Annotated in this window: 23 protein-coding genes; 12 read left to right on the forward strand and 11 right to left on the reverse strand. The window is 66.6% G+C overall.

Annotated features, from left to right (window positions below):
• Positions 1-5: 5 nt before the first annotated feature.
• From NMQ03_RS10535 to tkt, 3 genes are read right to left on the reverse strand one after another with little or no spacing between them, the layout of a single operon-like run.
• Complete coding sequence (locus NMQ03_RS10535; protein ID WP_255172169.1) at positions 6-1,637, reverse strand: glucose-6-phosphate isomerase; 1,632 nt, start codon at positions 1,635-1,637, stop codon at positions 6-8.
• Between the two features lie 5 nt (positions 1,638-1,642).
• Positions 1,643-2,758, reverse strand: a complete 1,116-nt coding sequence (tal, locus tag NMQ03_RS10540; protein WP_255172170.1) for a transaldolase — start codon at positions 2,756-2,758, stop codon at positions 1,643-1,645.
• 26 nt (positions 2,759-2,784) lie between these two features.
• Entirely contained in the window at positions 2,785-4,902 is a 2,118-nt protein-coding gene (tkt, locus tag NMQ03_RS10545; RefSeq protein ID WP_255175586.1) for a transketolase, read from the reverse strand.
• Between tkt and NMQ03_RS10550 the strand changes: the two genes are divergently transcribed.
• The 4 genes from NMQ03_RS10550 to NMQ03_RS10565 all read left to right on the forward strand — a co-directional run bounded on the left by NMQ03_RS10550 (position 4,903) and on the right by NMQ03_RS10565 (position 10,371).
• Positions 4,903-5,097 carry a hypothetical protein gene (locus NMQ03_RS10550; protein WP_255172171.1) on the forward strand — a complete coding sequence of 65 codons (195 nt, stop codon included), beginning with the start codon at positions 4,903-4,905 and terminating at the stop codon, positions 5,095-5,097. It begins immediately after the preceding gene.
• 323 nt (positions 5,098-5,420) lie between these two features.
• Positions 5,421-6,380: a heme o synthase gene (locus NMQ03_RS10555; protein ID WP_255172172.1), complete on the forward strand. Its 960-nt coding sequence runs from the start codon at positions 5,421-5,423 to the stop codon at positions 6,378-6,380.
• 288 nt (positions 6,381-6,668) lie between these two features.
• Positions 6,669-7,907, forward strand: a complete 1,239-nt coding sequence (locus NMQ03_RS10560) for an IS110 family transposase (protein WP_255172173.1) — start codon at positions 6,669-6,671, stop codon at positions 7,905-7,907.
• Positions 7,908-8,100: 193 nt separating this feature from the next.
• Complete coding sequence (locus tag NMQ03_RS10565; RefSeq protein WP_255172174.1) at positions 8,101-10,371, forward strand: bifunctional SulP family inorganic anion transporter/carbonic anhydrase; 2,271 nt, start codon at positions 8,101-8,103, stop codon at positions 10,369-10,371.
• Between the two features lie 68 nt (positions 10,372-10,439).
• On the opposite strand, the gene NMQ03_RS10570 is transcribed toward NMQ03_RS10565, so the two are convergent.
• Genes NMQ03_RS10570 through NMQ03_RS10580 form a run of 3 tightly spaced genes read right to left on the reverse strand, consistent with a single transcriptional unit; the run spans position 10,440 to position 13,124 of the window.
• The gene (locus tag NMQ03_RS10570; protein ID WP_255172175.1) at positions 10,440-11,384 is read right to left on the reverse strand and encodes a heme A synthase; all 945 of its coding nucleotides are present in this window, start codon (positions 11,382-11,384) and stop codon (positions 10,440-10,442) included.
• Between the two features lie 7 nt (positions 11,385-11,391).
• Entirely contained in the window at positions 11,392-12,159 is a 768-nt protein-coding gene (locus tag NMQ03_RS10575) for an ABC transporter permease (protein WP_255172176.1), read from the reverse strand.
• Positions 12,156-13,124 carry an ABC transporter ATP-binding protein gene (locus NMQ03_RS10580; RefSeq protein WP_255172177.1) on the reverse strand — a complete coding sequence of 323 codons (969 nt, stop codon included), beginning with the start codon at positions 13,122-13,124 and terminating at the stop codon, positions 12,156-12,158. The genes NMQ03_RS10575 and NMQ03_RS10580 overlap by 4 nt, the downstream gene beginning before the upstream one ends.
• Positions 13,125-13,268: 144 nt before the next feature.
• Between NMQ03_RS10580 and NMQ03_RS10585 the strand changes: the two genes are divergently transcribed.
• Genes NMQ03_RS10585 through NMQ03_RS10610 form a run of 6 tightly spaced genes read left to right on the forward strand, consistent with a single transcriptional unit; the run spans position 13,269 to position 18,331 of the window.
• The gene (locus NMQ03_RS10585) at positions 13,269-14,075 is read left to right on the forward strand and encodes a metalloregulator ArsR/SmtB family transcription factor (RefSeq protein WP_255172178.1); all 807 of its coding nucleotides are present in this window, start codon (positions 13,269-13,271) and stop codon (positions 14,073-14,075) included.
• Positions 14,075-15,538 carry a Fe-S cluster assembly protein SufB gene (sufB, locus tag NMQ03_RS10590; protein ID WP_255172179.1) on the forward strand — a complete coding sequence of 488 codons (1,464 nt, stop codon included), beginning with the start codon at positions 14,075-14,077 and terminating at the stop codon, positions 15,536-15,538. The genes NMQ03_RS10585 and sufB overlap by 1 nt, the downstream gene beginning before the upstream one ends.
• Positions 15,538-16,779 carry a Fe-S cluster assembly protein SufD gene (sufD, locus tag NMQ03_RS10595; RefSeq protein WP_255172180.1) on the forward strand — a complete coding sequence of 414 codons (1,242 nt, stop codon included), beginning with the start codon at positions 15,538-15,540 and terminating at the stop codon, positions 16,777-16,779. Before sufB ends, sufD begins: the two co-directional genes overlap by 1 nt.
• A gap of 16 nt (positions 16,780-16,795) precedes the next feature.
• A complete protein-coding gene (locus tag NMQ03_RS10600) occupies positions 16,796-17,149 on the forward strand; it encodes a non-heme iron oxygenase ferredoxin subunit (protein WP_255172181.1) in 354 nt (117 codons plus the stop codon).
• A 42-nt stretch (positions 17,150-17,191) separates the two neighbouring features.
• Positions 17,192-17,986, forward strand: a complete 795-nt coding sequence (sufC, locus tag NMQ03_RS10605; protein WP_255172182.1) for a Fe-S cluster assembly ATPase SufC — start codon at positions 17,192-17,194, stop codon at positions 17,984-17,986.
• A gap of 12 nt (positions 17,987-17,998) precedes the next feature.
• Positions 17,999-18,331 carry a metal-sulfur cluster assembly factor gene (locus NMQ03_RS10610; RefSeq protein ID WP_255172183.1) on the forward strand — a complete coding sequence of 111 codons (333 nt, stop codon included), beginning with the start codon at positions 17,999-18,001 and terminating at the stop codon, positions 18,329-18,331.
• Positions 18,332-18,472: 141 nt separating this feature from the next.
• Here NMQ03_RS10610 and NMQ03_RS10615 read toward each other — a convergent pair whose 3' ends face one another.
• A complete protein-coding gene (locus tag NMQ03_RS10615; protein WP_255172184.1) occupies positions 18,473-19,354 on the reverse strand; it encodes a neutral zinc metallopeptidase in 882 nt (293 codons plus the stop codon).
• A gap of 57 nt (positions 19,355-19,411) precedes the next feature.
• On the opposite strand from NMQ03_RS10615, the gene NMQ03_RS10620 reads away from it, so the two are divergent.
• Together NMQ03_RS10620 and NMQ03_RS10625 are read left to right on the forward strand one after the other, a co-directional pair.
• A complete protein-coding gene (locus NMQ03_RS10620; protein ID WP_255172185.1) occupies positions 19,412-20,818 on the forward strand; it encodes a class I adenylate-forming enzyme family protein in 1,407 nt (468 codons plus the stop codon).
• Entirely contained in the window at positions 20,781-21,986 is a 1,206-nt protein-coding gene (locus NMQ03_RS10625; RefSeq protein WP_255172186.1) for a thiolase family protein, read from the forward strand. The genes NMQ03_RS10620 and NMQ03_RS10625 overlap by 38 nt, the downstream gene beginning before the upstream one ends.
• A gap of 22 nt (positions 21,987-22,008) precedes the next feature.
• On the opposite strand, the gene NMQ03_RS10630 is transcribed toward NMQ03_RS10625, so the two are convergent.
• The 4 genes from NMQ03_RS10630 to NMQ03_RS10645 form a co-directional block, all read right to left on the reverse strand.
• Positions 22,009-22,632 carry an energy-coupling factor transporter transmembrane protein EcfT gene (locus NMQ03_RS10630; protein ID WP_255172187.1) on the reverse strand — a complete coding sequence of 208 codons (624 nt, stop codon included), beginning with the start codon at positions 22,630-22,632 and terminating at the stop codon, positions 22,009-22,011.
• Positions 22,629-23,360 carry an energy-coupling factor ABC transporter ATP-binding protein gene (locus NMQ03_RS10635; RefSeq protein ID WP_255172188.1) on the reverse strand — a complete coding sequence of 244 codons (732 nt, stop codon included), beginning with the start codon at positions 23,358-23,360 and terminating at the stop codon, positions 22,629-22,631. Before NMQ03_RS10635 ends, NMQ03_RS10630 begins: the two co-directional genes overlap by 4 nt.
• A gap of 9 nt (positions 23,361-23,369) precedes the next feature.
• Positions 23,370-24,014, reverse strand: a complete 645-nt coding sequence (locus tag NMQ03_RS10640) for a biotin transporter BioY (protein ID WP_255172189.1) — start codon at positions 24,012-24,014, stop codon at positions 23,370-23,372.
• A 138-nt stretch (positions 24,015-24,152) separates the two neighbouring features.
• On the reverse strand, positions 24,153-24,320 hold the full coding sequence (locus NMQ03_RS10645) for a hypothetical protein (RefSeq protein ID WP_255172190.1): 168 nt from the start codon (positions 24,318-24,320) through the stop codon (positions 24,153-24,155).
• Positions 24,321-24,735 lie beyond the last annotated feature (415 nt).

The raw sequence follows: 24,735 nt of genomic DNA on the forward strand, positions 1-24,735 counted from the left end.
GCGCCTTAGCTTTCGGTTGCGGATGCGCGGGTGGACAGTGCAGCGACGACGTCCTGCAGCTGCGCCACGCCGGCGGCACGGTCGGTGAGGTGGAGGCGCAGCACGGGACGGCCATGCTCACCCAGGACCTGGGCGTCGCCTGCAGCCTGGGCAGCGATGAGCTCACCAAAGGTGAACGGCTTGGCCGGAATGCCCAGGTCCTCCGCCGGGGCGGCAGTGACCTGGAGGAACACGCCGATGGCAGGGCCACCTTTGTGGAACTGTCCGGTGGAGTGCAGGAAGCGCGGGCCCCAGCCGAACGTCACCGGACGGCCGGTGGCAGCAGCCAGTTCATCACGGATACCTTCGAGCCCGGCGAAAGCCAACCGGTCGAAGTACGCCTGGACGCTCAGGTAGCTGTCGGAGGACAAGGTGCCCAGCAGGGCCTTGACGGCACCCTCTGCGGTAGCGGCCTCGCCAAGCCAGTCGCCGCCGCGCACCTCGATGGCGCCGTCAACGAATGCGGCCGGCGTAGGCTCCGGCTGGGCGTCCAGCAGTCCGCGTGCCGCTACCTTGGCGGCCTCGACGTCGGGCTGGTCGAAGGGGTTGATCCCCAGCAGGCGGCCGGCAACGGCGGTGGCGAACTCCCACACCATCATTTGGGTGGCAAGGCCGCCGGCGATGGCCACCTGGTTGTCGCCGAGTTCGATGTCGGCATCAGCGGCCACAAGCCGCACCACCAGCACGTCAGCCGCGCCGGAAGTGACTTCCGGGGACTGCGGGCCTGCGACGACCGGCAGGATGCCCGTGCCCAGCTTGCCGGTGGATTCGGCGATGAGCTGTTCAGCCCAGTCAGCAAATCCAACAATGCCGGACCCGTCCTCGGCGATGACAATCTTGTTCCGCAGCGGGTTGGTCCCGCCCAGCGCAGTACCCAGGGCGAGCCCGATGTTTTCCGGTGCATCGTCGTTGAGGATTTCGGCAGCTTCTTCTGCCTCGTCCAGGAACGCCTGGATGTCCACCCCGGCCAGGCCGGAGGGTACAAGGCCGAACGCGGTCAGCGCCGAGTAGCGGCCGCCGACGTTGGGATCGGCATTGAAGACTGCGCGGTAGCCGGCTTCGCGTGAGGCCTTGTCCAGGGGTGAGCCGGGGTCGGTCACGATGATGATCCGGCTCTTGGCGTCCACGCCTGCCTCGGTGAAGGCCTGCTCGAAGATCCGCCGCTGGGAATCCGTTTCCAGGGTGGAACCGGACTTGGACGAGACCACGATGGCGGTGGCGGCCAGCCGGTCTGCGAGGGCAGCACGGACCTGGTCCGGGTCCGTGCTGTCCAGCACTGTCAGCTCGACGCCGGCCGTGCCGGCGATGACCTCGGGGGCCAGCGATGATCCGCCCATGCCGCAGAGGACGATCCTGCTGACGCCTTCGGCGCGCAGGGCGTCACGGAGTTCCAGGATGTCCTTGACCAGGGGCTGTGAGACGGTGGCGGCCTCCACCCAGCCCAGGCGGATTGCGGACTCGGATTCGGCGTCCGGACCCCACAATGTGTGGTCCTTGGCGAAGATCCGGGTGGCGATCCGGTCCTCGACGAGGGCGGGGAGGTGCTGTTCAAGCGCCTCCTGGGCAGCGCCGGTGGCGTCGTAGCTGAGAGTGCTCATAGGTGTTAGGAAGCCTTTCGTGCAGAGGCGAGGGCGCCTTCGACGTCGGCCAGCAGTTCCTTCCAGCTGGCCACGAACTTGTCCAGGCCTTCGGTTTCAAGGAGCGCGACGACCTCGTTGTAGGAGATACCGAGCTTCTCCAGGGCGTCGAGGGTTGCGTTCGCCTCATCATAGGTGCCGGTGACGGTGTCGCCGGTGACCACGCCGTGGTCGAAGGTGGCGTCCAGCGTCTTCTCCGGCATGGTGTTCACGACCCCGGGGGCCACGAGTTCGGTGACGTACAGGGTGTCCGGGTACGCCGGGTCCTTCACACCGGTGGAGGCCCACAGGGGGCGCTGGGGGAGTGCACCGGCGTCGGCCAGCAGGGCCCAGCGCTCGGTGGAGAAGAGTTCCTCGTAGACCTGGTAGGCCAGGCGGGCGTTGGCCAGGCCGGCCTTGCCCTTGAGGGCCTTTGCCTCGTCGGTGCCGATCTTGTCGAGGCGCTTGTCGATCTCGGTGTCCACGCGGGAAACGAAGAAGGACGCAACGGAATGGATCTTCGAAAGGTCGTGGCCGTTTTCCTTGGCCCGCTCCAGGCCGGACTGGAAGGCGTTGATGACGGCGCGGTAGCGCTCCAGGGAGAAGATCAGGGTCACGTTGACGCTGATGCCCTCGGCCAGGGTTGCCGTGATGGCTTCGAGGCCTTCGAGCGTGGCCGGGATCTTGATGTGGACGTTGTCCTTGTTGACGCGCTGGTAGAGGTGCTTGGCCTCGGCGATGGTTCCTGCGGTGTCCCAGGCAAGGCGCGGGTCGACTTCGATGGAGACGCGGCCGTCGACGCCCCTCGTGGCGGCAGCGACCGGGGCGAACAGGTCGCAGGCGTCGGCAACGTCGGTGGTGGTGATCTCAAAGATCGTGTCCTCCACGCTGGCGCCCTCCGCTGCCTTGCCGGCGATGATGTGGTCGTAGTCGGTACCGGAGGTGATGGCGGCGTGGAAGATGGACGGGTTGGTGGTCACACCAACCACGTTCTTCTCTTCGATGAGCTTGCGGAGGGTGCCGGTTTCCAGGCGTCCGCGGGAAAGGTCGTCGAGCCAGATGGAGACGCCGGCATCGGAAAGCTGCTGGGTGGGAGTAGTCATTGTTATATCTCCTAAAAGATGAGGTTTCAGGCCTGCAGGCTGGACAAGGAGTCCTTGGCGGCGGCGGCGACAGCTTCTGCCGTGATGCCGAACTCCTGGAAGAGGCGCTTGTAGTCAGCGGAAGCGCCGTAGTGTTCAAGGCTGACGGAGCGTCCTGCGTCGCCGACGAATTCGCGCCAGCCCAGGGCCAGCCCGGCCTCGACCGAGACACGTGCCTTGACGGCTGCGGGCAGCACGGATTCGCGGTAGGCAGCGTCCTGCTTCTTGAACCACTCAACGCAGGGCATGGACACCACGCGGGCGGCGATGCCGTCGGCCTGGAGGGCTTCGCGGGCCTGGACGGCCAGCTGGACCTCGGAGCCGGTGGCGATCAGGATCACGTCAGCCGGAACCGTGGCGCCGTCCTTCGAAGCCTCGGCCAGGACGTAGCCGCCCTTTGCCACGCCTGCCGTGGACGCGAAAGTATCGCCGTCGGCGTCGCCCGTGCCGCGTTCCCAGGTGGGAATGTTCTGGCGGGTCAGGACGATGCCTGCCGGGTTGGCGTGGTTCTCCAGCATCGTCTTCCAGGCTGCTGCCACCTCGTTCGCGTCACCGGGGCGGACGACGTCCAGGCCCACGATGGCGCGCAGCGAAGCGAGCTGTTCCACGGGCTGGTGGGTGGGGCCGTCCTCACCCAGGCCGATGGAGTCGTGCGTCCAGACGTACAGCGACGGGACACCCATGAGGGCGCCGAGGCGGATGGCGGGGCGCTGGTAGTCGCTGAAGATCAGGAAGGTTCCGGAGAAGGCACGGGTGTTGCCCGCAAGGCTGATGCCGTTCACGATCGACGCTGCAGCGTGCTCGCGGATGCCGAAGTGCAGGACCCGGCCGTACGGGTTGCCGGACCAGGCGCCGGTCTGCTTGGAGGCAGGCACGAAGGACGGGGAACCTTCAATGGTGGTGTTGTTGGACTCAGCAAGGTCGGCGGAGCCACCCCAAAGTTCGGGGAGGACCGGGCCCAGGGCGTTCAGGACCTTGCCGGATGCCGCGCGGGTGGAGACGTCCTTGCTTACCGGGAAGACGGGAAGGGCTGCGTCGAGGCCTTCGGGAAGCTCCTGTGCCTCGATGCGCTCGAGGAGTGCGGCGCCTTCCGGGTTGGCTTCGCGCCAGGCATTGAAGGATTCTTCCCAGGCCTTGTGTTCTGCCGCGCCGCGTTCCACCACTGCGCGTGCGTGGTCCAGGACTTCCTGGTCCACCTGGAAGGACTTGGCCGGGTCAAAGCCCAGCACCTCCTTCAGTGCGGCCACCTCTTCGGCGCCGAGGGCGGAACCGTGGATCTTTCCGGTGTTCTGCTTCTTGGGGGCGGGGTAGCCGATGATGGTGCGCAGCGAGATGATGGAGGGCTTGGACGTTTCGGCCTTGGCGGCGAGCAGGGCGCTGTAGAGCTCCTGGACGTCTTCCTTGTATTCGCCGGTCCGGGTCCAGTCCACGCGCTGGGTGTGCCAGCCGTAGGCCTCGTAACGCTTCAGGACATCCTCGGTGAAGGCAATGTCGGTGTCGTCTTCGATGGAGATGTGGTTCTCGTCGTAGATCACCACGAGGTTGCCCAGTTCCTGGTGTCCGGCCAGCGAGGACGCCTCGGCGGTGACACCTTCCTGGAGGTCGCCGTCTGAGGCGATGACCCAGATGGTGTGGTCAAAGGGCGACTCGCCGGCGGGAGCATCGGCGTCGAACAGGCCACGCTGGCGGCGCTGGGAGTAGGCGAAGCCCACCGAGGACGCCAGGCCCTGGCCCAGCGGGCCGGTGGTGATTTCCACGCCGGCGGTGTGCTTGTACTCGGGGTGCCCCGGGGTCAGTGAACCCCAGGTGCGCAGGGCCTCCAGGTCCTTGAGTTCCAGCCCGTAGCCGGAAAGGAAAAGCTGGATGTAAAGCGTCAGGGACGTGTGGCCCGGGGAAAGAACGAACCGGTCCCGGCCGAGCCACTGCGGATCGCGCGGGTCATGGCGCATCAGCTTCTGGAAGAGAAGGTATGCGGCCGGGGCCAGGCTCATGGCAGTTCCGGGGTGGCCGTTGCCCACCTTCTCCACGGCATCCGCGGCCAGGACGCGGATGGTGTCCACGGCGCGCTGGTCCAAGCTGGTCCATGACAGTTCTTGCTCTTCCAAATGTGGCACGAAAACCGGGCCCCTCTCTGTGCTGATGGCGGCGGTACACCGGATCCGGCCAAGGGCGCGCTGTTCGGCGCCCGCTGCGGTGTGTACCAGCCGTTCACCATCGAAACGTTGATCCTTGCATTCAGTCACGAACAGCAAGCGGGAATGCGTTTTCCACCGCTTTCTTGCTGCGTGCTGATCTGGTGACAGCTTAGCTCTTATCCATACTGCGGGCGGCGCAAATCTCACGTTTTGGACGCAATTTCCCCTTTTGTGAATCACCTTTTCGGAGGGTTGAGTTAATCTGCTCGAATGGGCCCGCGACCAATCAATTGCGCATATTGGAGGGCGGGGGCAGGGCCGGCGGCGCGGTATGATAATCGGAGGCCAACGCCGGGCGCATCCCTAACGCCGCCCGGGGTGTCCCGGCTGTTGCACGCACGTGAAGTGTTTCCTTCCTTAAGTGCCGTGCCCGGGTTCGGGCCGCACGACCGGAGCTGCCTGCCAGCCTCAACTGCCACACAGAACGGGTGACTGCCACCGTGAGCACAACAGATACGCCGCTGAACGCATCCCGGGCCTCCGGCATCGGGTTTGCCCGTAAGGCCAAGGCGTATCTCGCCCTCACCAAGCCGCGCGTGATCGAGCTGCTCCTGGTGAGCACTCTGCCCACCATGATCTACGCCGAGCGGGGCTTTCCGTCCATCGGACTGATCCTTGCCACACTGGTGGGCGGCGCCTTTGCTGCCGGCAGCGCCGGAGCCTTCAACTGCTACATCGACCGGGACATCGACAAGCTGATGCACCGGACGGAAAACCGGCCGTTGGTCACAGGGGAAGTCACCCCGAGGGAAGCCCTCGTCTTTTCCTGGCTGCTGGGAGCGGCTGCCATCGTGATCCTATGGTTCGGCGCCAATCCGCTCTCCGCCTGGCTGGGCCTGGGCGCCATCTTCTTCTACGTGGTCATCTACACGATGATCCTCAAGCGCCGCACTGCGCAGAACATTGTTTGGGGCGGCGCCGCCGGCTGCTTCCCGGTGTTGATCGCGTGGGCTGCCGTGACCAACTCCGTGGAGTGGCCCGCCATCATCCTGTTCCTGGTGATCTTCCTGTGGACGCCGCCGCACTACTGGCCCCTGTCCATGCGCTACGGCGAGGACTACCGAAATGCCAATGTCCCCATGCTTGGGGCCATCGCCGGGGCCAAGGTCGTCTCTGTCCAGGTGGTGCTGTACGCCTGGGCCATGGTGGCCTCCTCCTTGCTCATGATCCCGGCCGGCGGGGCAGGCTGGGTGTACACGGTGACGGCCCTCGTCGCGGGCGCCTGGTTCCTCTACGAATCGCACGCGCTCTACTCGCGCGCCCACCGCGAGGATATTTCCGACAAGCGCGCCATGAAGGTGTTCCACGGTTCCATCAGCTACCTGACGCTGCTGTTCATCGCCCTCGCGGTGGACCCCTTCGTTGGAAGTGCTGTCATGCCGGGCTAGCGGTCTAGCGTCGCTGGCGCGCCGTGTTCGGAGATAGTTTGCGGCTGCCTCGCCCCGGGCTCTGGCCGGGGATGAGGTTTTGGGCAGATCATGGAGGTGTCTGCCGCGGTGGACGCCGGTTTGTCTATGGTGCCGTGGTTGAGCCTGTGGGCTAGCGTGGCGCGGAGGGCTTCCACGGGAACCGTGGATTGTTGCCTTTGGAGCACGAGTGTTAGATTCCTCTGTTTTCCCTGTCCTCCCCTCGGCAGACGTCACGAAGGTCGAGTAGGGGTGTCAGGAGGAACAGTCATGGATATCGTGCACGAGCGGGCTGCCGGTTTGGACATTTCCAAACGCGACGCGAAGGTCTGTCTCCGGTTGCCCGGGCAGCGGGCCGGAACGTACACCTCCACGGTCACAACGTGGGGCGCAACCACAGGCCAGATCCTCGCCCTGCGGGACTTCCTGGAGGGCGAGCACGTCACCACGGTCGTCATGGAAGCCACGAGCGATTATTGGAAACCCTTCTTCTATCTCCTCGAAGAAACGCTTCCGGTGATGCTGGTCAACGCCAAGGCCGCAAGGAACATCCCGGGCCGCAAAACCGATGTCTCTGACGCGGCCTGGCTGGCTCAGTTGGGCGCGCACGGGCTGCTTCGGGCCTCGTTCGTTCCACCCGAGCCAATCCGGGAACTGCGGGACCTGACCAGGGCCCGGGCCATTGCCATCCGTGACCGGACCCGCGAGATCCAGCGCCTGGAGAAGTTCCTGGAAGGCTCCGGGATCAAGCTCTCTTCGGTGGTCTCGGACCTCACCGGTGTTTCATCCCGGGCGATGCTCGAGGCCCTTGTCAGCGGTGAACGTGACCCGGAGGTCCTCGCCGGCCTCGCCAAAGGCACCCTCCGCTCAAGAGTCCCCGAGCTCGTGGAGGCCCTCACCGGCCGCTTCAAGGCCCACCACGCGTTCATGGCCCGGCTGCATTTGGACCAGATCGATGCCCAGTCCCGCATCATCGAGGCGCTCACCGGACGGATCGAGGAAGCGATGGAGCCCTTTCGTGCCGCCAGGGAATTCCTGGCCACCATCCCCGGAGTCTCACTCAAAGTCGCCGACGTGATCATCGCCGAAACCGGTGCGGACATGTCCCGCTTCGAAACACCTGGCCGGCTCGCTTCCTGGACCGGCGTCTGTCCCGGCGCCAACGAGTCCGCCGGACGGATCAAGTCAGCCCACATCCTGCCCGGCAACAAATACCTCAAAGGCGCCCTGGGCATCGCGGCCATGTCCGCTTCCCGAAGCAAGGACACCTACCTGGCCGCAAAATACTGGCGCGTCGCCGCCCGCCGCGGACCCATGAAAGCCACCGTGGCCATAGAACACTCCATCCTCACCGCCGTTTGGCACATGCTCGCCGACGGCGAATGCTACGCCGATCCCGGCGCCGACCACTTCACCCGTCTGGACCCGATCAAAGCCAAAAACAACGCGATCAAAAAGCTCAACAACCTCGGCTTCAATGTCACCATCACCCCGGTCACCGCAGCCTGACGAACCCTACTTTCGTATTAGGCACTTCGATTTGGCCCACGGCGGCTCCTGCTTCAGGCGGGAGCCGCCGTTGTTCTTTAACCCAACGGCAGACGAATATGACAGATTTGTCATATCCGTCACTTTAACTGTCATTGCCAGTGACGGGATGCTTACGGTAGAGCGGACCCCTCCCGCGACCAAAGGAATCCCCATGGAAGCCCATCCCTCTGCCGTCCCCGCCCCCAGCCACAGCCCGCCCGGAGGAGGCGGCGGAGGCCGCCGCCGCTTCCTGTCCCGCCCTCCGTTCTTCGCCCACCTTGGCGCCGACGTGCCGGCATCGCTGGTGGTGTTCCTGGTGGCACTCCCGCTCTCGCTCGGGATTGCAGCGGCCTCCGGGGCGCCCATCATGGCGGGACTTATCGCCGCCACCATTGGGGGCATCGTGGCTGGAAGCCTCGGCGGCTCACCCCTCCAGGTGAGTGGACCGGCGGCCGGACTGACCGTCGTCGTGGCCGGCCTCGTCCAGGAATTCGGCTGGCAGGTGACCTGCGCCATCACCGCGGCCGCCGGCGTCGTCCAGCTTTTGTTGGGCTTCAGCCGGGTGGGCAGGGCCGCCCTGGCGGTGTCGCCGGTAGTGGTCAAGGCCATGCTCGCCGGCATCGGCGTCACCATCATCCTGCAGCAACTGCACGTGATTCTCGGGTCCCGGGCCGCCGGATCCGCCCTGGAGAACCTCGCCGGACTCCCGGCGGCCATTACCAACCTCGAACTGCACGCGGCACTGCTGGGGCTGGCCGTCGTGGCGATCCTGCTGTGCTGGAAGTTCCTGCCCGCCGCTGTCCGGCGGATTCCCGGGCCCTTGGCCGCCGTCGCGGCAGGAACCGCTCTGGCCGTGGCCTTTGCGCCCGGCGTTGAACGCATCTCCCTGGACGGGTCCATCTTCGACGCCATCGCCCTGCCGCAGCTCCCTGACGGAAACTGGCGCGCCTTCGCGTTCGCCGTCATGACCATGGCGCTGATCGCCAGTATCGAGTCCCTCCTGTCCGCGGTGGCCGTGGACAAGATGCAAACCGGTCCGCGGACCAACCTCAACCGGGAGCTTATTGGGCAGGGCACGGCCAACATCCTCTCCGGGTCGGTGGGCGGCCTGCCGGTGACGGGTGTGATCGTGCGCAGCGCCACCAACGTGGAAGCGGGCGCGGCCACGCGCACGTCCGCGGTGCTGCATGGGGTGTGGATCCTCGCGTTCTCGGCCCTCTTCGCCGGCCTGATCCAGCTGATTCCGTTGGCTGTCCTGGCCGGCCTGCTGGTGGTGATCGGTGCCCGCCTGATCAAAGTGGCGGATATCCGCACCAGCCTGCGGACGGGGGATCTTCCGATCTATGCGGTAACCCTGGTCTGCGTGGTGTTCCTGAACCTGCTCGAGGGCGTCATGATCGGCCTTGCCCTCGCCGCCGCCAACGTCCTCTGGCGTGTCCTGCGGGCACAGATCCAGTCCCACCCGCCGGCCGCCCCGTCGTCGCCCTGGCGCGTGACCATCGCCGGTTCCTGCAGCTTCTTCGCGCTGCCAAAGCTCAACCCCGTCCTCCAGGCTGTACCGGCCGGCAAGAACGTGGTGGTGGAGCTGAACGCGGACTACGTCGACCACTCTTTCCGTGAAGCCCTGCTTGCCTGGCAGCTGCAGCACCAGGCCACCGGCGGAGCCGTGCGCCTTGAGGAGCACGGCAACACCGTCTTCCAGGATGCCGGTCACCAGGCACCCAGGCGCGAGGAAGCCACCGAACTGCCGCTCCCGCCGCGGAAGGAACCCCTGCTGGTGGGGGTCAACAAGTACCACCGCCGGTTTGCCCACCAGGTCCGTCCGCTGGTCCATGACCTGACGGAAGGCCAGAACCCTGACAGCCTGTTCGTGGCCTGCGTCGATTCCCGCGTCAACCCGAACCTGATCACCAGCAGCGGCCCCGGCGACCTGCTCACGCTGCGGAACATCGGCAACGTGGTGTGCAGCCACGGGCGGGACGCCTCGATTGATTCGGCCCTGTCCTTTGCCGTCAACGGCCTGCGGGTGCAGTCCCTGGTCATCTGCGGGCACTCCAACTGCGGCGCCATGAAGGCGCTCCTTTCGGAAGCCGACGGCGGAGACAACAGTTCCCTGGGCCCGGCGTTCAACCAGTGGCTGGACCATGCCCGCCCCAGCTATGCGGCACTGCTGGCAGGGCACCCGGTGGGCAGGCAGGCCGCCGCAGCGGGCTACGGGACCGTTGACCAGCTCTCGATGGTCAACGTGGCCGTGCAGCTGGCAAAGCTGCAGGACCATCCAGTGGCAGGCCCCGCACTGGCCGTTGGGACGGTCCAGGCCACGGGACTTTTCTATGACATTGCCACGGCCCGGGTCCTCCAGGTCTCCGCCGACCGCATCAAGAACCTGGACCCTGACTTCGACGCCGACCGCCAGGGCAACGTCGCCGCAGCAGGCCGCTAGCCAGCGGCCTTAGCAGGCGCCCCGGTCCTGAAGCGGACCGGGGCGCCAGGCGCCAGCTGCGCTGGGGGCTATTTCACCTTGCTGGACCGCGCGATGTCCCAGGCATTGGTCGAGGCTGCCATGAGCAGCGCCGCGCCGAGCATGTGCGCTGCCACCAGCAACGCCGGGATGCCGTTGTAGTACTGCGTGAACCCGATGATGGCCTGCAGCACGGTGACGCCCAGGAGCATCAGGACAGCCGTCCGGAAGGGGCCTGTAATGCGGCGGCGGATGACCAGCACCAAGGCCACCACGGTGCCGGCGGTGACCAGATACGCCGGGACTGCGTGGATGTGGGAGAACAGGTCCCAGTCGAGGTCGTTACGGGGAGCGTCGGCGTCACCTGCGTGGGGACCTGCACCCGTAACCACCACGCCGAGCATGACGGCAACGGCAGAGAAAAGGGCGACGGCGGCCGTTACCGGGCGCAGCACGGCAGGGAGTTCCGCGGGGCGGCCTGCGGGGAAGCGGCCGGTCCGGCCGAAGGCGCGGTTCACCAGCAGGGTGGAGAACACCACGAGGGCCATCGACACCAGGAAGTGCAGGCCCACCACCCACGGGTTGAGGTTGGTGAGCACGGTGACGCCGCCGATGACGGCCTGTGCGGGGATGCTGGCGAGCAGTCCGAGGGCCAGCAGGAAGAGGTCCTTGCGTTCCTTCCGCAGGTTCCACAAGTAGACCAGCATGAGCGCGGCCACGGCGGCCAGCGCGAAGGTCAGGAGCCGGTTGCCGAACTCGATGAAGCCGTGGATGCCCATTTCCGGGGTATTCACCAGGGAATCCGACGTGCAGCGGGGCCAGGTGGGGCAGCCAAGGCCTGAGGCCGTGAGGCGGACAGCGCCGCCCGTGACCACCAGAAGCGTCTGGCCGATCAGGGATGCGACGGCGAGGCGGCGGATGCGGACGTCCACCGTGCGGGGGAGCCGCGACGCCAGGCGGCCGGCAAGCTGGGGAAGGCGTGAAGCCGTGGTCACGATTATCTCAATTCCACTTGAACCAACGGATGGCTGCGGCACCGGCAATGACTGTCCAGAGCAGCAGGATAAGGGCGGCGCCGCCGTTCACGGCCCCGCCCAGGAAAGCGGCGCGCATCGATTCACCGAGGGCGCCGGAAGGCAGGAAATGGACTACGCCCTGCGCCGCGGCAGGCAGCCGTTCGGCCGGGATGACGATCCCGCCCATGGCTCCGAGGAGGATCCACAGCAGGTTGGTGATCGCCAGCGTCGCTTCCGGCCGGACGGTTCCGGCCACCAGCAGCCCCAGCGCGGTGAAAGCCGCTGCGCCCAGTGCCAGCAGTGCCAGCCCGGGGAGCCAGCCGGCCGCCATCGGCTGCCACCCCAGCGCCAGGGCAGCAAGGCCCACCACCACCACCTGGAGGCACAGGACGGCCAGGACCGAGAGAACCTTGCCGGCGATCAGGCCGCCGCGCCCCAGGGGGGTCGTTGACAGGAACCGGAGTACACCGTAGCGGCGGTCGAAGCCGGTGGCGATGCCCTGGCCGGTGAAAGCCGTGGACATGGCGCACAGGGCCAGGATCCCCGGAACGGCCACGTTGATGCGGCTGGAGCCCATTCCGTCCAGGAAAGGCGTCACCGTCAGGCCAACCAGTGCCAGCAGCGGCAGCACCACGGCCAGGATCAGCTGTTCGCCGTTCCGCAGCATTGTCAGTGCCTCGTATTTGCCCTGCAGGAGGACGCGGCGCAGCAGGGACGCGGGCTGCTGCGTCTCCCGGATCGCTGCGGTACTCATCGGATGTCCTTTCCCGAGATATCCAAAAAGACGTCTTCAAGGCTACGCGCCTGGAGGCTCATCGACGCCGGCATGATGTCCTTTGCTTCCCACCACTGGGCAAGCGCGGAGAGGTGCCTGGGTGTGAGGGCGCCGGTGACGGCGTAGCTCCCGGCGCGGGTTTCGGAGACGTCGACGCCGTCGGGCAGCACGGCAGCCAGGTCCAGCCCGGCGGGTGCTTCGAACACCAGGGTCCGGACGTGCTCGCCGGCGTGGTCCGCCACCGGGCTGCGCTGCAGCAGCTCATGGACGGTTCCTTCGGCGACGTTGCGGCCGCCGTCAATGATGTACACATAGTCCGCAAGGCGCTGGGCGTCGTCCATGAGGTGCGTGGTCAGGATGATTCCCATGCCGCCGTCGCGCAGTTCGGCAATCAAGTCGAACACCAGCTGGCGGGACTGCGGGTCCAGGCCGGCGCTGGGCTCGTCCAGGAACAGGACTTCGGGCCTGCCGATCAGGGCTGCCGCGAGTGCCAGGCGCTGCTTCTGGCCGCCGGACAGCCGGCGGACGCTGGTGCGGCTGAAAGTATCGATGCCGAGCCGGCCCACCAGGTCCTCCAACGGCCAGGGGCGGGCGTAGAGCCCGCCGATATGCCGCAGCAGCGGCAGTGGCCTGGCCGACGGCGGGAGCCCGCCGTCCTGCAGCATCACACCGACGCGGGAGCGCAGGTCGGCGCCTGCCGTGGCGGGGTCCTGGCCCAGCAACGAGATGCTGCCGCCGCTGCGCTTCTGGAGGCCCTGGGCGCACTCAAGGGTTGTCGTCTTTCCGGCGCCGTTCGCGCCCAGCAGGGCGGTGACCTGCCCGCGCTCCGCCGTGAGGGAGACGCCGCTGACAACCCTGAGCATCTTTCCGTCCAGGCTGGAAAGGGGGCCTACGTCCTTGATGAGCCCATGGATGGACAGGACGGGGGACTGGGGGGATCGCACCACAGTATTCTACGGGATGTAGTATATGGAGCCGTCCGTCAGGAAGGTCCCCTATCCTTGGAGTTTTGCGCGCAGCTTACCAAGGTCAGCCTGCCCTTACTGGAGCCCGGGACTAAATTACGACATGATTGTGTTGTGTATTCCATGACCAACGCTACCGCTGTGCCTGTGGCCGGGCCGGGTCCCGCCCCGTCCGGTCCTGTGGCGGACGCCGACGAGCGCACCCGGGACCGGGTCCTTGCTGCCGTCCTGGAACACGGGCCCGTCAGTGCGGCCGAGCTGGGGGACATGCTGGGGTTCACCCCGGCCGCTGTCCGGCGCCACCTCGACCACCTCTCCCGGGCCGGCATCATCGAGGTCAAGCGGGTTGCCAAGCCGGGAGCAGGTGCCGGCCGGCCCGCACGCCGCTACGTCCTCAGCTCCCAGGGCCAGTCCAGCCTGGGCAATGACTACCTTGACATTGCAGCCCTTGCGCTCCAGCAGCTGCAGAAGGTGGCCGGTCCTGACGCCGTACGGGCGTTCGCCGAGGAGCGGTTCGCGGACATGGAACGGCGCTACGCGCCCGAAATGGAAAAAGCCGGGCCGGACATCAGGGACCGCGCCACCGCCCTGTCGGCCGCCCTGAGCCGCGACAACTTTGTGGCGTCGGCCGCCTCCATCGAGGCCAAGGCACCCCTGCCCGCGGCGCTTTCCAGCGTGCAGCTCTGCCAGGGCCACTGCCCCATCCAGCAGCTCGCCGCCCGCTTCCCGGTATTCTGCGACGTTGAAACGGAAGTCTTCTCAAGGCTGGTGGGAGTGGACGTACGCCGGCTTTCCACCCTGGCCCGTGGTGGCCACGTCTGCACCACCCACATTCCCACAGGCAGGCTGTCTGCCGGGCTTACCAAAGTGCCGGCGGCAGCCCCCGCCCGCCTGGACGAAGTAACCAACCATCAGCAAGAAAGGCCGTGATGACGGACCAACTATCAGAGAAAGCAGTAGCCGAAAACACTGTGATCTCGGAGATTCTGGAGAAGAATCCCGAGCTCCACGGCATCGGCAACTACGAGTACGGCTGGGCCGACAAGAATGACGTCGGCGCCAATGCACGGCGTGGTCTCGATGAAGAGGTAGTCCGGGACATCTCGTCCAAGAAGAGCGAGCCGGAATGGATGCTCGACCTCCGCCTCAAGGGCCTGAAGTACTTCGACCGCAAGCCCATGCCCACCTGGGGTGCAGACCTCTCCGGCATCGACTTCGACAACATCAAGTACTTTGTCCGCTCCACCGAGAAGCAGGCTGCCACCTGGGAAGACCTCCCGGAGGACATCCGCAACACGTACGAGAAGCTGGGCATTCCGGAAGCCGAGCGCAGCCGCCTGGTTTCCGGCGTTGCCGCCCAGTACGAGTCCGAGGTGGTGTACCACCAGATCCGTGAGGACCTCGAGGCCCAGGGCGTCATTTTCCTGGACACCGACACCGCTTTGAAGGAACACCCGGAGATCTTCCAGGAGTACTTCGGCACCGTGATCCCGGTGGGCGATAACAAGTTCGCCTCGCTGAACACCGCAGTGTGGTCCGGCGGCTCCTTCGTGTACGTGCCCAAGGGCGTCCACGTGGACATCCCGCTGCAGGCGTACTTCCGCATCAACACCGAGAACATGGGCCAGTTCGAGCGGACCCTGATCATCGCCGACGAGGACTCCTACGTCCACTACATCGAAGGCTGCACGGCGCCGATCTACACCTCGGACTCGCTGCACTCCGCCGTGGTGGAGATCATCGTGAAGAAGGGCGCCCGCGTCCGCTACACCACCATCCAGAACTGGTCCAACAACGTGTACAACCTGGTGACCAAGCGCGCGGTCTGCGAGGCCGGCGCCACCATGGAATGGGTGGACGGCAACATCGGTTCCAAGGTGACCATGAAGTACCCGGCTGTCTACCTGGTGGGCGAGCACGCCAAGGGCGAGACCCTGTCCATCGCGTTCGCCGGCGAGGGCCAGCACCAGGACACCGGTTCCAAGATGGTGCATATTGCCCCGAACACCAAGAGCTCCATCATCTCCAAGTCGGTGGCCCGCGGCGGCGGCCGTGCCGCCTACCGCGGCCTGGTGCAGGTCCGCGAAGGCGCCAAGCACTCCGCCAATACCGTGCGCTGCGACGCGCTCCTGGTGGACACCATTTCCCGCTCGGACACCTATCCGTACATCGACATCCGTGAGGACGATGTGCAGCTGGGGCACGAGGCCACCGTTTCCCGCGTCAGCGAGGAACAGCTGTTTTACCTCATGTCCCGCGGCATGCCCGAGGACGAGGCCATGGCCATGATCGTGCGCGGCTTCATTGAGCCGATCGCCCGCGAACTGCCCATGGAATACGCCCTTGAGCTGAACCGCCTCATCGAACTCCAGATGGAAGGATCCGTCGGTTAATGACTGCCGAAGCAACTACCGAAAAGGCGCGCATCGGCGCACCGTCGATCTCCGGTTTCACCGAGGAAGGCGAGCACCTGGTCGCCTCCAAGGTTGACCGCCACCACAGCCACGGCACCCAGGTCATGGCCTCCCGGGCCGAGCGGCTCACCAGCCATGACGTGGCCGACTTCGCCCTGCCCAACGGCCGGGAAGAGGAATGGCGCTTCACCCCGGTGCGTGAACTGGCCAACCTCCTGTCCGACTCCCCGTCGGAGGAGGGCGCACTCGGCGTTTCCATCGAGGCGCCCGCCGCTGTGGCGCAGCGGAGCCTCCGCGCCGGTGAGGCCCCCCGTGGTGCCACCTTGGTCCCGGCCGACCGTGCCGCCGTCGTGGCTTCCGCCAACACGGAGGAAGCCCAGCTGATCTCCATCCCAGCCAACGCAGAGCTGGACGCACCCGTGCGCCTTGTCCTCACCGGCAACGGGGCGGGCCGCCGCACCAATTCCCACGTCGTGATCGAAGCCGGGCCCAACAGCCGCGGCGTCGTGATCATCGAGCATGACGGCACCGCCGACCACAACGGCAACGTTGAGGTCCTGGTCCGCGAAGGTGCCCACCTCACGGTGGTTTCCGTGCAGCTGTGGGGAGATGACGCCAAGCACCTGGCACAGCATGACGCCGAGGTCGCCAAGGACGCCGTGTACAAGCACATCGCCGTAACCCTCGGTGGCAAGATTGTCCGCCTGAACTCCAACGTCCGGTTCGCCGGGGAAGGGGCCGAGGCCGAACTCCTGGGCCTCTACTTCGCCGACGCCGGACAGCACCTGGAACACCGCTCCTTCGTGGACCACAACGTGGGCAACTGCAAGTCCAACGTCCTGTACAAGGGCGCACTTCAGGGCAAGGGCGCACACACCGTCTGGGTCGGCGACGTCCTGATCCAGAAGCAGGCCGAAGGCACCGACTCCTACGAGAAGAACCAGAACCTGGTCCTCACTGACGGCTGCCGCGCGGACTCCGTGCCCAACCTCGAAATCGAGACCGGCCTGATCGAGGGTGCCGGCCACGCCAGCGCCACCGGCCGGTTCGATGACGAGCACCTGTTCTACCTGATGGCCCGCGGCATCCCCGAGGATGTTGCCCGCCGACTGGTGGTCCGCGGCTTCCTGAACGAGATCATCCAGCAGATCAAGGTCCCGGCCCTCGAAGAGCGCCTGACCGAGGCTGTGGAACGCGAACTCGCAGCAACCGAGAACTAAAGGCAGGCAGGAACGTATGAGCGGCACACCCAAGGGCGAGCTGGTTTGCAGCGCCAATGACATCCAGGTCAAGCAGGCGCTGCGGATCCTGATCGACGGCTTCCCCGTAGCCGTCGTCCGGGATTCAATGGGGGAGATCCACGCTATTGGAGACACCTGCTCGCACGCGGACATTTCCCTGTCCGAAGGCGACGTGGAAGGCTGCGCCATCGAGTGCTGGGGCCACGGCTCCCAGTTCGACCTGCGGAGCGGCCAACCATTGCAGCTTCCCGCCTACGATCCTGTTCCGGTGTTCGCCGTCGAACTCGACGGCGACGACGTCTACGTGGACGTCACCAACGTTTTGAACGGCGCAGCAGTAAACAACTGAGCGCCTGCAGCACCAGACTTACGAGCAAAGAGAAAGAAGAGCATGTCAACTCTTGAGATCAAGGACCTGCACGTCAGCATTGACACGGAGCAGGGCACCAAGGAGATCCTGAAGGGCGTCAGCCTGACCATCAGGACCGGCGAGACGCACGCCATCATGGGCCCCAACGGCTCCGGCAAGTCCACGCTGGCGTCCACCATCGCCGGACATCCCCGCTACACCGTCACCAGCGGCACCATCACCTTGGACGGCGAAGATGTCCTGGCGATGAGCGTTGACGAGCGCGCCCGGGCCGGCCTCTTCCTGGCCATGCAGTACCCGGTAGAAGTCCCCGGCGTCACCATGACCAACTTCCTGCGCACCGCCAAGACCGCCATCGACGGCGAAGCACCCAAGCTGCGTACCTGGACCAAGGACGTCAAGGACGCCATGGAGAAGCTGCGCATCGACGCCGACTTCGCCCAGCGCAACGTCAACGAAGGCTTCTCCGGCGGCGAGAAGAAGCGTGTGGAGATCCTCCAGCTGGAGCTCTTCAAGCCCAAGTTCGCCGTGCTCGACGAGACCGACTCCGGCCTTGACGTCGACGCGCTGAAGATTGTCTCCGAGGGCGTTAACCGCGCACACTCCGAGGGCAACATGGGCACGCTGCTCATCACCCACTACACGCGTATCCTGCGCTACATCAAGCCTGAATTCGTCCACGTGTTCGTGGATGGCCAGGTTGTCGAGGAGGGCGGCCCCGAGCTGGCCGACCGTCTCGAGGAAGAAGGCTACGACCGTTACGCAAAGGGCGCCGGCGCAGCTACCATCGCGGCCGAGGCCGCAGCACAGGCCTAGTTAGGACTTGTCATGACCGAAATCAAGCCGGGCCGTACGGCCCTGGAGGACGTCGAAGAGGCGCTCAAGGACGTCATCGATCCTGAGCTTGGCGTTAACGTGGTGGACCTCGGGCTGCTGTACGGCCTGAAGTACTCCGATGAGGACGGCGCGCTCCTGATCGACATGACCCTCACCACCGCCGCCTGCCCGCTCACCGACGTGCTCGAGGAGCAGGTGGTCCAGGCCCTGGACGGCGTCGTGGACGACTGGCGCCTGAACTGGGTATGGATGCCGCCATGGGGTCCCGAGCGGATCACCGATGACGGCAAGGACCAGATGCGGGCCCTCGGCTTCAACATCTGACAAACCCGAAGTACGACGACGGCCGGTCACCTTCTCAGCGAAGGTGACCGGCCGTCGTCGTCGGTTCGTCGATTGCTCCGTAACCGCCGTTTTGGGGTGCCAAAAGGGCCGTTACGGATCAATCGATGGGGGTGAACCGGGTTAGAGGGTTGCGGCGCTGAACGTGTCGCACTGGTTGATGTCGCCGGACTGGTAGCCCCGCGAGAACCAGCGCTGGCGTTCCTCGCTGGAGCCGTGCGTCCAGCCTTCGGGGGAGACACGCCCGGTGGCGGCCTTCTGGATGCGGTCGTCACCCACCGACGCGGCGGCGGACAATGCGTCGTTCACATCCTGCGGGGTAAGGGGCTCCAGGTACGGCTGCCCTGTGGCCGGGTCCGGCGTGGTGGACGCGTACTTGGCCCACAGCCCTGCGTAGCAGTCAGCCTGCAGTTCGGTCCGCACGGAACCGGATTCCGGACCCTGCGGATCCTGCTGCGCCCGCTTCAGGTCGCCGAGCAGGTTCTGGACGTGGTGGCCGAACTCGTGTGCCACCACGTACTCCTGCGCCAGGGGGCCGCCAGAGGACCCAAAGCGGTCCACGAGTTCCTGGAAGAACCCGGGATCGAAGTACGCCGTGGTGTCCGTTGGGCAGTAGAACGGGCCCACCTCTGAGGTCGCGGCACCGCATGCGGTGTTGGTGCCGCCGCTGAAGATGACCGCCTCCGGGCGGGGGTACTGCACGTTGTACTGCTTCAGGTAGCCGGGCCAGAAGGCGTTGAGGCTGTTCACGGTGCCCGTGATCCGGCAGTCCAGCCGGGCGTCGGCGTCGGCGCCCGTGTTGCAGGCCGGCGCCGTACCCTGCGACTGCCCGGCATTGCCGCCGTCGGTCAAGCCACCAAGCATGTTGGGGTTGATGCCCAGCAAAAGCGCAACGAGCAGGACCAGGCCGCCGCCGATGCCGCCGCCGACTTTCACCCCGGTGCCCATGCCCCGGCGGTCCTGGACCTGGGAGGGATCCAGCTGAACGTTGTCATTGAAACTCATAACGTCACATTACCCGCGGGCCGGGCGCTCAATCCTCCCGGCAAGTAAAGTTGGTCCGTGCCTTTCCTCGACAAGCTCCAGCGCTGGGCCGGGCAGCGGCCGCACGACACCGCCGTCGTGATCGCCGGACGCCGCCTGGACTGGGAGCAGCTGCGGGACGCCGCCGCTGAACTGGTGGCCGGGACCAAGTCCGTCACCGCGCTGTGTGAGGCCAACTCCGTGGATTTTGCGGTGAAATTCGCAGCCGCCGTTGCGGGCGGCCGGCAATGCGCCGTCCTGGATCCCGCGTGGTCCGCCCCGCTGCAGGAAGACATCGTCCGGCGGGTGGAAGCATGCGCCGATCCGGCCCCGGTGTCCCCGGATGACCAGCTGGCCGACGGGCCGCCGGACTCCAGCTTCCTGATCGGCCTCACCTCCGGAACCACGGCTGTACCCAAGGCGTTCACCCGCTCCCGGCAGTCCTGGCAGCAATCCTTCGACGCCTCGATCGAGTTCTTCGGGCTTCGGCAGGATGACGTGACCCTGGCACCCGGTCCGCTGGCAGCCAGCCTGAACCTCTACGCCCTGGCTGAGTGCCTGTACGCCGGTTCGGAGTTCCAGACGCTGGAGACGTTCGACGTCGGCGACGTCCATGCGGCCATAACCCACGACCGTGTCACCCGCCTGGTCCTGGTGCCCACCATGCTGCGGATGCTCAGCGAACGCGGAATGACCGGATGCGTCGATGCCTCCGGCGTGCGGACCATCATCTGCGCCGGTTCCAAACTTGATGCCCGCACCCTTGAGGCGGCCAGGCGCTGGGCCCCCAATGCCACCATCTACGAGTACTACGGCGCCTCCGAACTGAGCTTCGTGTCCGGCCTGGGCCTGGCACCCGGCCAGGCTGCCGCCGCAGGCGGCACCGGAATCGGCTTACCGTTACCGGGGGTCGACGTCCGGATCCTGGATGACGACGGCGCACCGGTCCCCGACGGCGGCTACGGCAACATCTGCGTCCGCAGCGGCATGGTGAGCAACGGTTACCTGTGGGGCGATGACGGCGAAGCGCTGCGGTCGTTCGGCGACTGGTACACGGTGGGGGACCAGGGCTACCTGGCGGACGGCGGGCTGCACATCCTTGGCCGGCGTGCCGACATGATCCTCACGGCGGGGAGGAACGTCTACCCGCATGAGGTGGAACTGGCGCTGGCGGCCGTTCCCGGAGTTGCGGCAGCAGTCGCCGCGGGGATGGCCGATGATTTGCGCGGCCAGCGCGTGGTGGCAGGCGTGGTGCCTTCCCACGGCGGAATCAGTGCCACCCAGCTGCGGGCCGGCCTGGAGGACATCCTGTCGCGGCACAAGCGGCCCTTGCAGTACTACCTGCTCCAGGAGCTTCCCACCACGGACCGGGGAAAGGTCAGTCGGAACCTCCTGCTGGAGTGGATCAATGCCCGCGACCCCAGGGTGCGTGCCCTTGGTGCCTGACCTCCTGCCGCCCGAACGCCAGCCGGTCATCATCGACGCGCGGCGGACCCCTGTCTGCCCCGTCAACGGCGCCCTGCGGAGCCTGCGCGCCCACGAACTCCTGGCTCCGGTCCTCCGGAAGCTGGTGACCGCAGTGGCGCTCGACCCCGGGTCCGTCACTGACGTCGTTATCGGCAACGCCGTGGGCGGCGGCGGGAACGTAGCCAGGCTGGCCCTGCTGGCGGCCGGACTTCCGGTCTCGGTGCCGGGTATCACCGTGGACCGGCAGTGCGGGTCAGGACTGGATGCGATCGTGCTCGCGTCGCGGCTGGTGGGGGCTTACGGCAACCCGGTGTACCTGGCAGGGGGAGTGGAGAGCACCAGTACTGCGCCCCTGCGGGCGCACAGGAAGGACAACGGCGCCCCGGAGTTTTACCGCCGCGCCCAGTTCGTGCCGGACAGCTTCGGGGACCCGGACATGGGCGTGGCCGCGGAAACGGTGGCCAAAGAGTACGGTGTTGCCCGCGAACGCCAGGATGATTTCGCGCTGGCCAGCCACCGGAAAGCCCTCGCTGCCATCCGGGACGGACGCTTCACCGACGAACTCGTGCCGCTGGAGACCCCGGCCGGGGCCGTCTCTTCGGACGGCGGCCCGCGGGCCGGCCTGACCCCGGCTGTCATGGCACGGTTCCCGGCCGCCTTTGTGCCGGGAGGAACTGTCACCGCCGGGAACTCCTGCTTTGACGCGGACGCCGCCTCCGCCGTCGTCGTAACGTCCCTTGCCCGGGCCCGCCAACTGGGGGTGCGTGATGGCCTGCTGGTGCGCGGCACGGGTACCGCCGGGGTGGCTCCGCAGGTGCTGGGGATGGGCGCTGTTCCGGCTGCCAGTGGTGTGATGGCTGCTGCAGGCGTGAAAGCTGACGAGCTGGACCTGGTGGAATTCAACGAGGCGTTCGCTTCGCAGACACTCGCGTGCCTCGAACAGCTGGGCATCGACCCCGGCCGTGCAAACCTCGACGGCGGGGCGCTGGCGCTGGGGCACGCCTACGGTGCGTCGGGTGCCGTGCTGGTCACCCGGCTGCTGGCCCAGGCGCGGCGGGCGGACACCGAGGGTGCCCTGGGGCTGGCGATGATCAGCATGGCCGGTGGCATGGGCACGGCGGCGCTCCTGGAGTACCGGCGGCTGTAACGCCGCCTGGCGTCCCAGCCCGTCAGTCTTCCGCTTCGCCCAGGCCGCGGGCGGCCAGTGCCTCACCTGTTTGGCGGGCGTAGGCCACGGACGTGATGAAGACCGGCAGGACCAGCGCGCGGGGGTTGCGCTCAAGTCCCCGGGCCTTGGCGGAGTCGCGCACGTCGGCGAAGGTTCCGGCGATGAAGGGGATGCTGCGGAGCATGATGCCGATGGTCAGCGCGAAGCGTTCGGGATCGGCGCCGAACCTTTTGAAAGGGCGCGCCAGGTGGACCACACCGTCCAGGAGCCGCTGGATCGGCGTGGTGGCGGTGAGCAGGGATGCTGCCACGACGCAGACCAGGATGTTCAGCACGATCCGGCCCGCTGTGGGGCCGCCAAGCTGCCACCACTGGAAAAGTCCAATGACCAGGAGCACGGGGGCCAGCGGGCGGACGGCGTGCCACAGCCGCTTCGCCCCCGCGCCTGTGGCGAGGAACAGGCCGCAGAGGACGGCCAGGATCACCCCGGAAATGCGCCAGTCCACGATGAGGAAGGAAAGCAGGCCACAGCCGATGACCAGGAGGAACTTCAGTGCCAGCGGGGCCCGGTGTACCAGTGAGGTGCCGGGCACGTAGTTGGCCAGGAGGAAGCCGTGGCCCCTCATGGGGAATCCCGCCTTGTGGCGTCGAGCCCCTGCAGGCACCATGAGCGGTAGGCCGCCACGGCGTCCGCCGGGGCGCCGTCGAAGGCCACGCGGCCCTGGTCGATGACCAGGACACGGTCCATGTCCAGTGCCAGGTCAAGGTCGTGGGTGGACATGATGATCTGCTGGTCCAGATCCGCCAGGGTCCTGCGGAGCAGCTCGCGGTTGCGCAGGTCCAGGAGCGTGGAGGGCTCGTCCAGCACCAGCACCCGGGGGTTCACGGCAAGCACAGCGGCGAGCGCCATCAGCTGCCGTTCACCGCCGGACAGCTCGTAGATGCTTTGGTCCGCCAGGTGCAGCAGGCCCAGGCGTTCGAGGGCTTTGTCTGCCAACTGCCGCCGCTCCGAACCGTTTTTTGTTGAACGGCGGAGAGACAGTTCCACGTCTTCCCGGCCGGTGGGCATCACCAGCTGGGACAGGGGATCTGTGAAGACGAACCCCACGTTGCGCCTGACCTTCCGGACGGCACCCACCGTGTCGTCGCCGTCGACCGTGACGGTGCCGCTGGTGGGCTGGATGAGTCCGTTGATGAGGCGCAGCAGCGTGGATTTGCCGGATCCGTTGGCACCGATGACGCCCACCCGTGCTTCGTCCAGCCTGAGGCTGACCGCGTCCAGGAGGACCTTGGGCTGCGGGGAGTTTTCGCTTTCGACGGCGACACCCACCTGGTCGAACGTTACTGCCGGCATGCGTTGTCCCTAGGCGCTTTGTGTGGGCTGGGTGCGGCGGCGCACGCGGCGGACCAGGACGTCGGGGAAGGCCCGGTGGAGGGCGACAGCGACGGCGGCGGCGAGGAGGTTCTTGATGATGTCTCCCGGGTAGAAGACCAGGTCGCTGAGGAAGGCCTGCTCCAGGGTGGCCTTGGAGTTGAGGGCAATTCCCAGGACGCCCAGCGTGTGCACAAAGACAACGCTCGTGACCGTGGCGGCCAGGAAGAACCACAGGGCGCGCGCCTTCGTGGTCCGCCGGATGACCACAGTGGCCAGCCAACCCACTACTGCGGCGGCGATGGGGAAGGCGATGATGTAGCCGGCCGAGGGCCCGGCAAGGATGGCCAGGCCGCTGCGGCCCTGGCTGAAGATGGGCAGGCCGGTCAGGCCCAGGAGGGTGTAAAGTCCGACGGCGGCGAATCCGCGGGCGGGGCCCAGCACCAGGCCGGTGAGCATCACGGCCAGGGTCTGGAAGGTGATGGGGACGCCGAAGCCGTTCAGGGCCAGCCCCGGCACCAGGGCTGCGCCGGCAACGAGGGCGGCGAAGACGGCGATCAGTCCCAGGTCGGTGCCGTTCCAGCGGCGGCGCTCCGTCCGTTTGCCGGTTTCTGGGGTGGTCTCGGTGTTGCTCATGATGGTCCTGTCGGGGTTGTACAAGCGGAATCTAATGTACAGCCGACGCTACCGGGGCGGAATGGGGACCATTTTGTAGGGGTCCTACTAAGGGAGGGTGTGGGTGCTTTCGGGTGGGCACAAGCGGGCCACGCAGCGCTATCCGTCCGTTGTTATGGAGCGGAGCACGGACTGGAAGCCTGGACTGACGTGGACGGTGAGCGTGCCGTCGTCGCGCACGTGGGTAAGTTGCCCGTCACCCGTGCCGTTCCACCAGTAGACGTGCGGGCTTCGCGGTGGCGGCAGACAGGCCGGCACTATGCTCATCTGAGGATTTTCTTTCAATATCGGTTTGGGGGCAGGTATATGCGGTTTACCGCGGGCGTGGCAGCGGGTGTCGCTGGGATCATCTTGTTGACTGGTGGTGTCCCTGCAGCAGCCTCGGGGGACCTGATTTACGTTGGTCGAGAGCCTCTCAGCGTCGTCATCGACGCGGAGGGGACCGCGTATATCGGCAATTACTCCCCCGGTGGAGGGGTCAGCGTTCTTCCTGCGGGGGCGGGTCAACCAGCCACGACCCTGATACCCGGTTTCAGCCCTGCCGGCATGGCCTTGTCTGGAGACGGGACCTTGTTTGTCGAAGGGTGGGATTACACCCAGCAGGAGGAAAGGCTCGCCGTGATCCCGAAGGGCTCCTCTGAGGTTGCCCGTACCATTCCCCTCAGTCGAGGTGCCCACCTTA

Source organism: Arthrobacter sp. DNA4, from assembly GCF_024362385.1.
Taxonomy (GTDB): Bacteria; Actinomycetota; Actinomycetes; order Actinomycetales; family Micrococcaceae; genus Arthrobacter.

Excerpts from the sequence above, each read along its gene's own strand:
- NMQ03_RS10575 (WP_255172176.1), bottom strand. The coding sequence starts at position 12,159 with ATGAGTACCGCAGCGATCCGGGAGACGCAGCAGCCCGCGTCCCTGCTG.
- NMQ03_RS10550 (WP_255172171.1), top strand. The coding sequence starts at position 4,903 with ATGTGGCACGAAAACCGGGCCCCTCTCTGTGCTGATGGCGGCGGTACA.
- NMQ03_RS10640 (WP_255172189.1), bottom strand. The coding sequence starts at position 24,014 with ATGAGCAACACCGAGACCACCCCAGAAACCGGCAAACGGACGGAGCGC.
- NMQ03_RS10635 (WP_255172188.1), bottom strand. The coding sequence starts at position 23,360 with ATGCCGGCAGTAACGTTCGACCAGGTGGGTGTCGCCGTCGAAAGCGAA.
- tal (WP_255172170.1), bottom strand. The coding sequence starts at position 2,758 with ATGACTACTCCCACCCAGCAGCTTTCCGATGCCGGCGTCTCCATCTGG.
- NMQ03_RS10630 (WP_255172187.1), bottom strand. The coding sequence starts at position 22,632 with ATGAGGGGCCACGGCTTCCTCCTGGCCAACTACGTGCCCGGCACCTCA.
- NMQ03_RS10610 (WP_255172183.1), top strand. The coding sequence starts at position 17,999 with ATGACCGAAATCAAGCCGGGCCGTACGGCCCTGGAGGACGTCGAAGAG.
- sufC (WP_255172182.1), top strand. The coding sequence starts at position 17,192 with ATGTCAACTCTTGAGATCAAGGACCTGCACGTCAGCATTGACACGGAG.
- NMQ03_RS10565 (WP_255172174.1), top strand. The coding sequence starts at position 8,101 with ATGGAAGCCCATCCCTCTGCCGTCCCCGCCCCCAGCCACAGCCCGCCC.
- NMQ03_RS10615 (WP_255172184.1), bottom strand. The coding sequence starts at position 19,354 with ATGAGTTTCAATGACAACGTTCAGCTGGATCCCTCCCAGGTCCAGGAC.
- sufD (WP_255172180.1), top strand. The coding sequence starts at position 15,538 with ATGACTGCCGAAGCAACTACCGAAAAGGCGCGCATCGGCGCACCGTCG.
- NMQ03_RS10645 (WP_255172190.1), bottom strand. The coding sequence starts at position 24,320 with ATGAGCATAGTGCCGGCCTGTCTGCCGCCACCGCGAAGCCCGCACGTC.
- NMQ03_RS10560 (WP_255172173.1), top strand. The coding sequence starts at position 6,669 with ATGGATATCGTGCACGAGCGGGCTGCCGGTTTGGACATTTCCAAACGC.
- NMQ03_RS10625 (WP_255172186.1), top strand. The coding sequence starts at position 20,781 with ATGCCCGCGACCCCAGGGTGCGTGCCCTTGGTGCCTGACCTCCTGCCG.
- NMQ03_RS10585 (WP_255172178.1), top strand. The coding sequence starts at position 13,269 with ATGACCAACGCTACCGCTGTGCCTGTGGCCGGGCCGGGTCCCGCCCCG.
- NMQ03_RS10600 (WP_255172181.1), top strand. The coding sequence starts at position 16,796 with ATGAGCGGCACACCCAAGGGCGAGCTGGTTTGCAGCGCCAATGACATC.
- NMQ03_RS10535 (WP_255172169.1), bottom strand. The coding sequence starts at position 1,637 with ATGAGCACTCTCAGCTACGACGCCACCGGCGCTGCCCAGGAGGCGCTT.
- sufB (WP_255172179.1), top strand. The coding sequence starts at position 14,075 with ATGACGGACCAACTATCAGAGAAAGCAGTAGCCGAAAACACTGTGATC.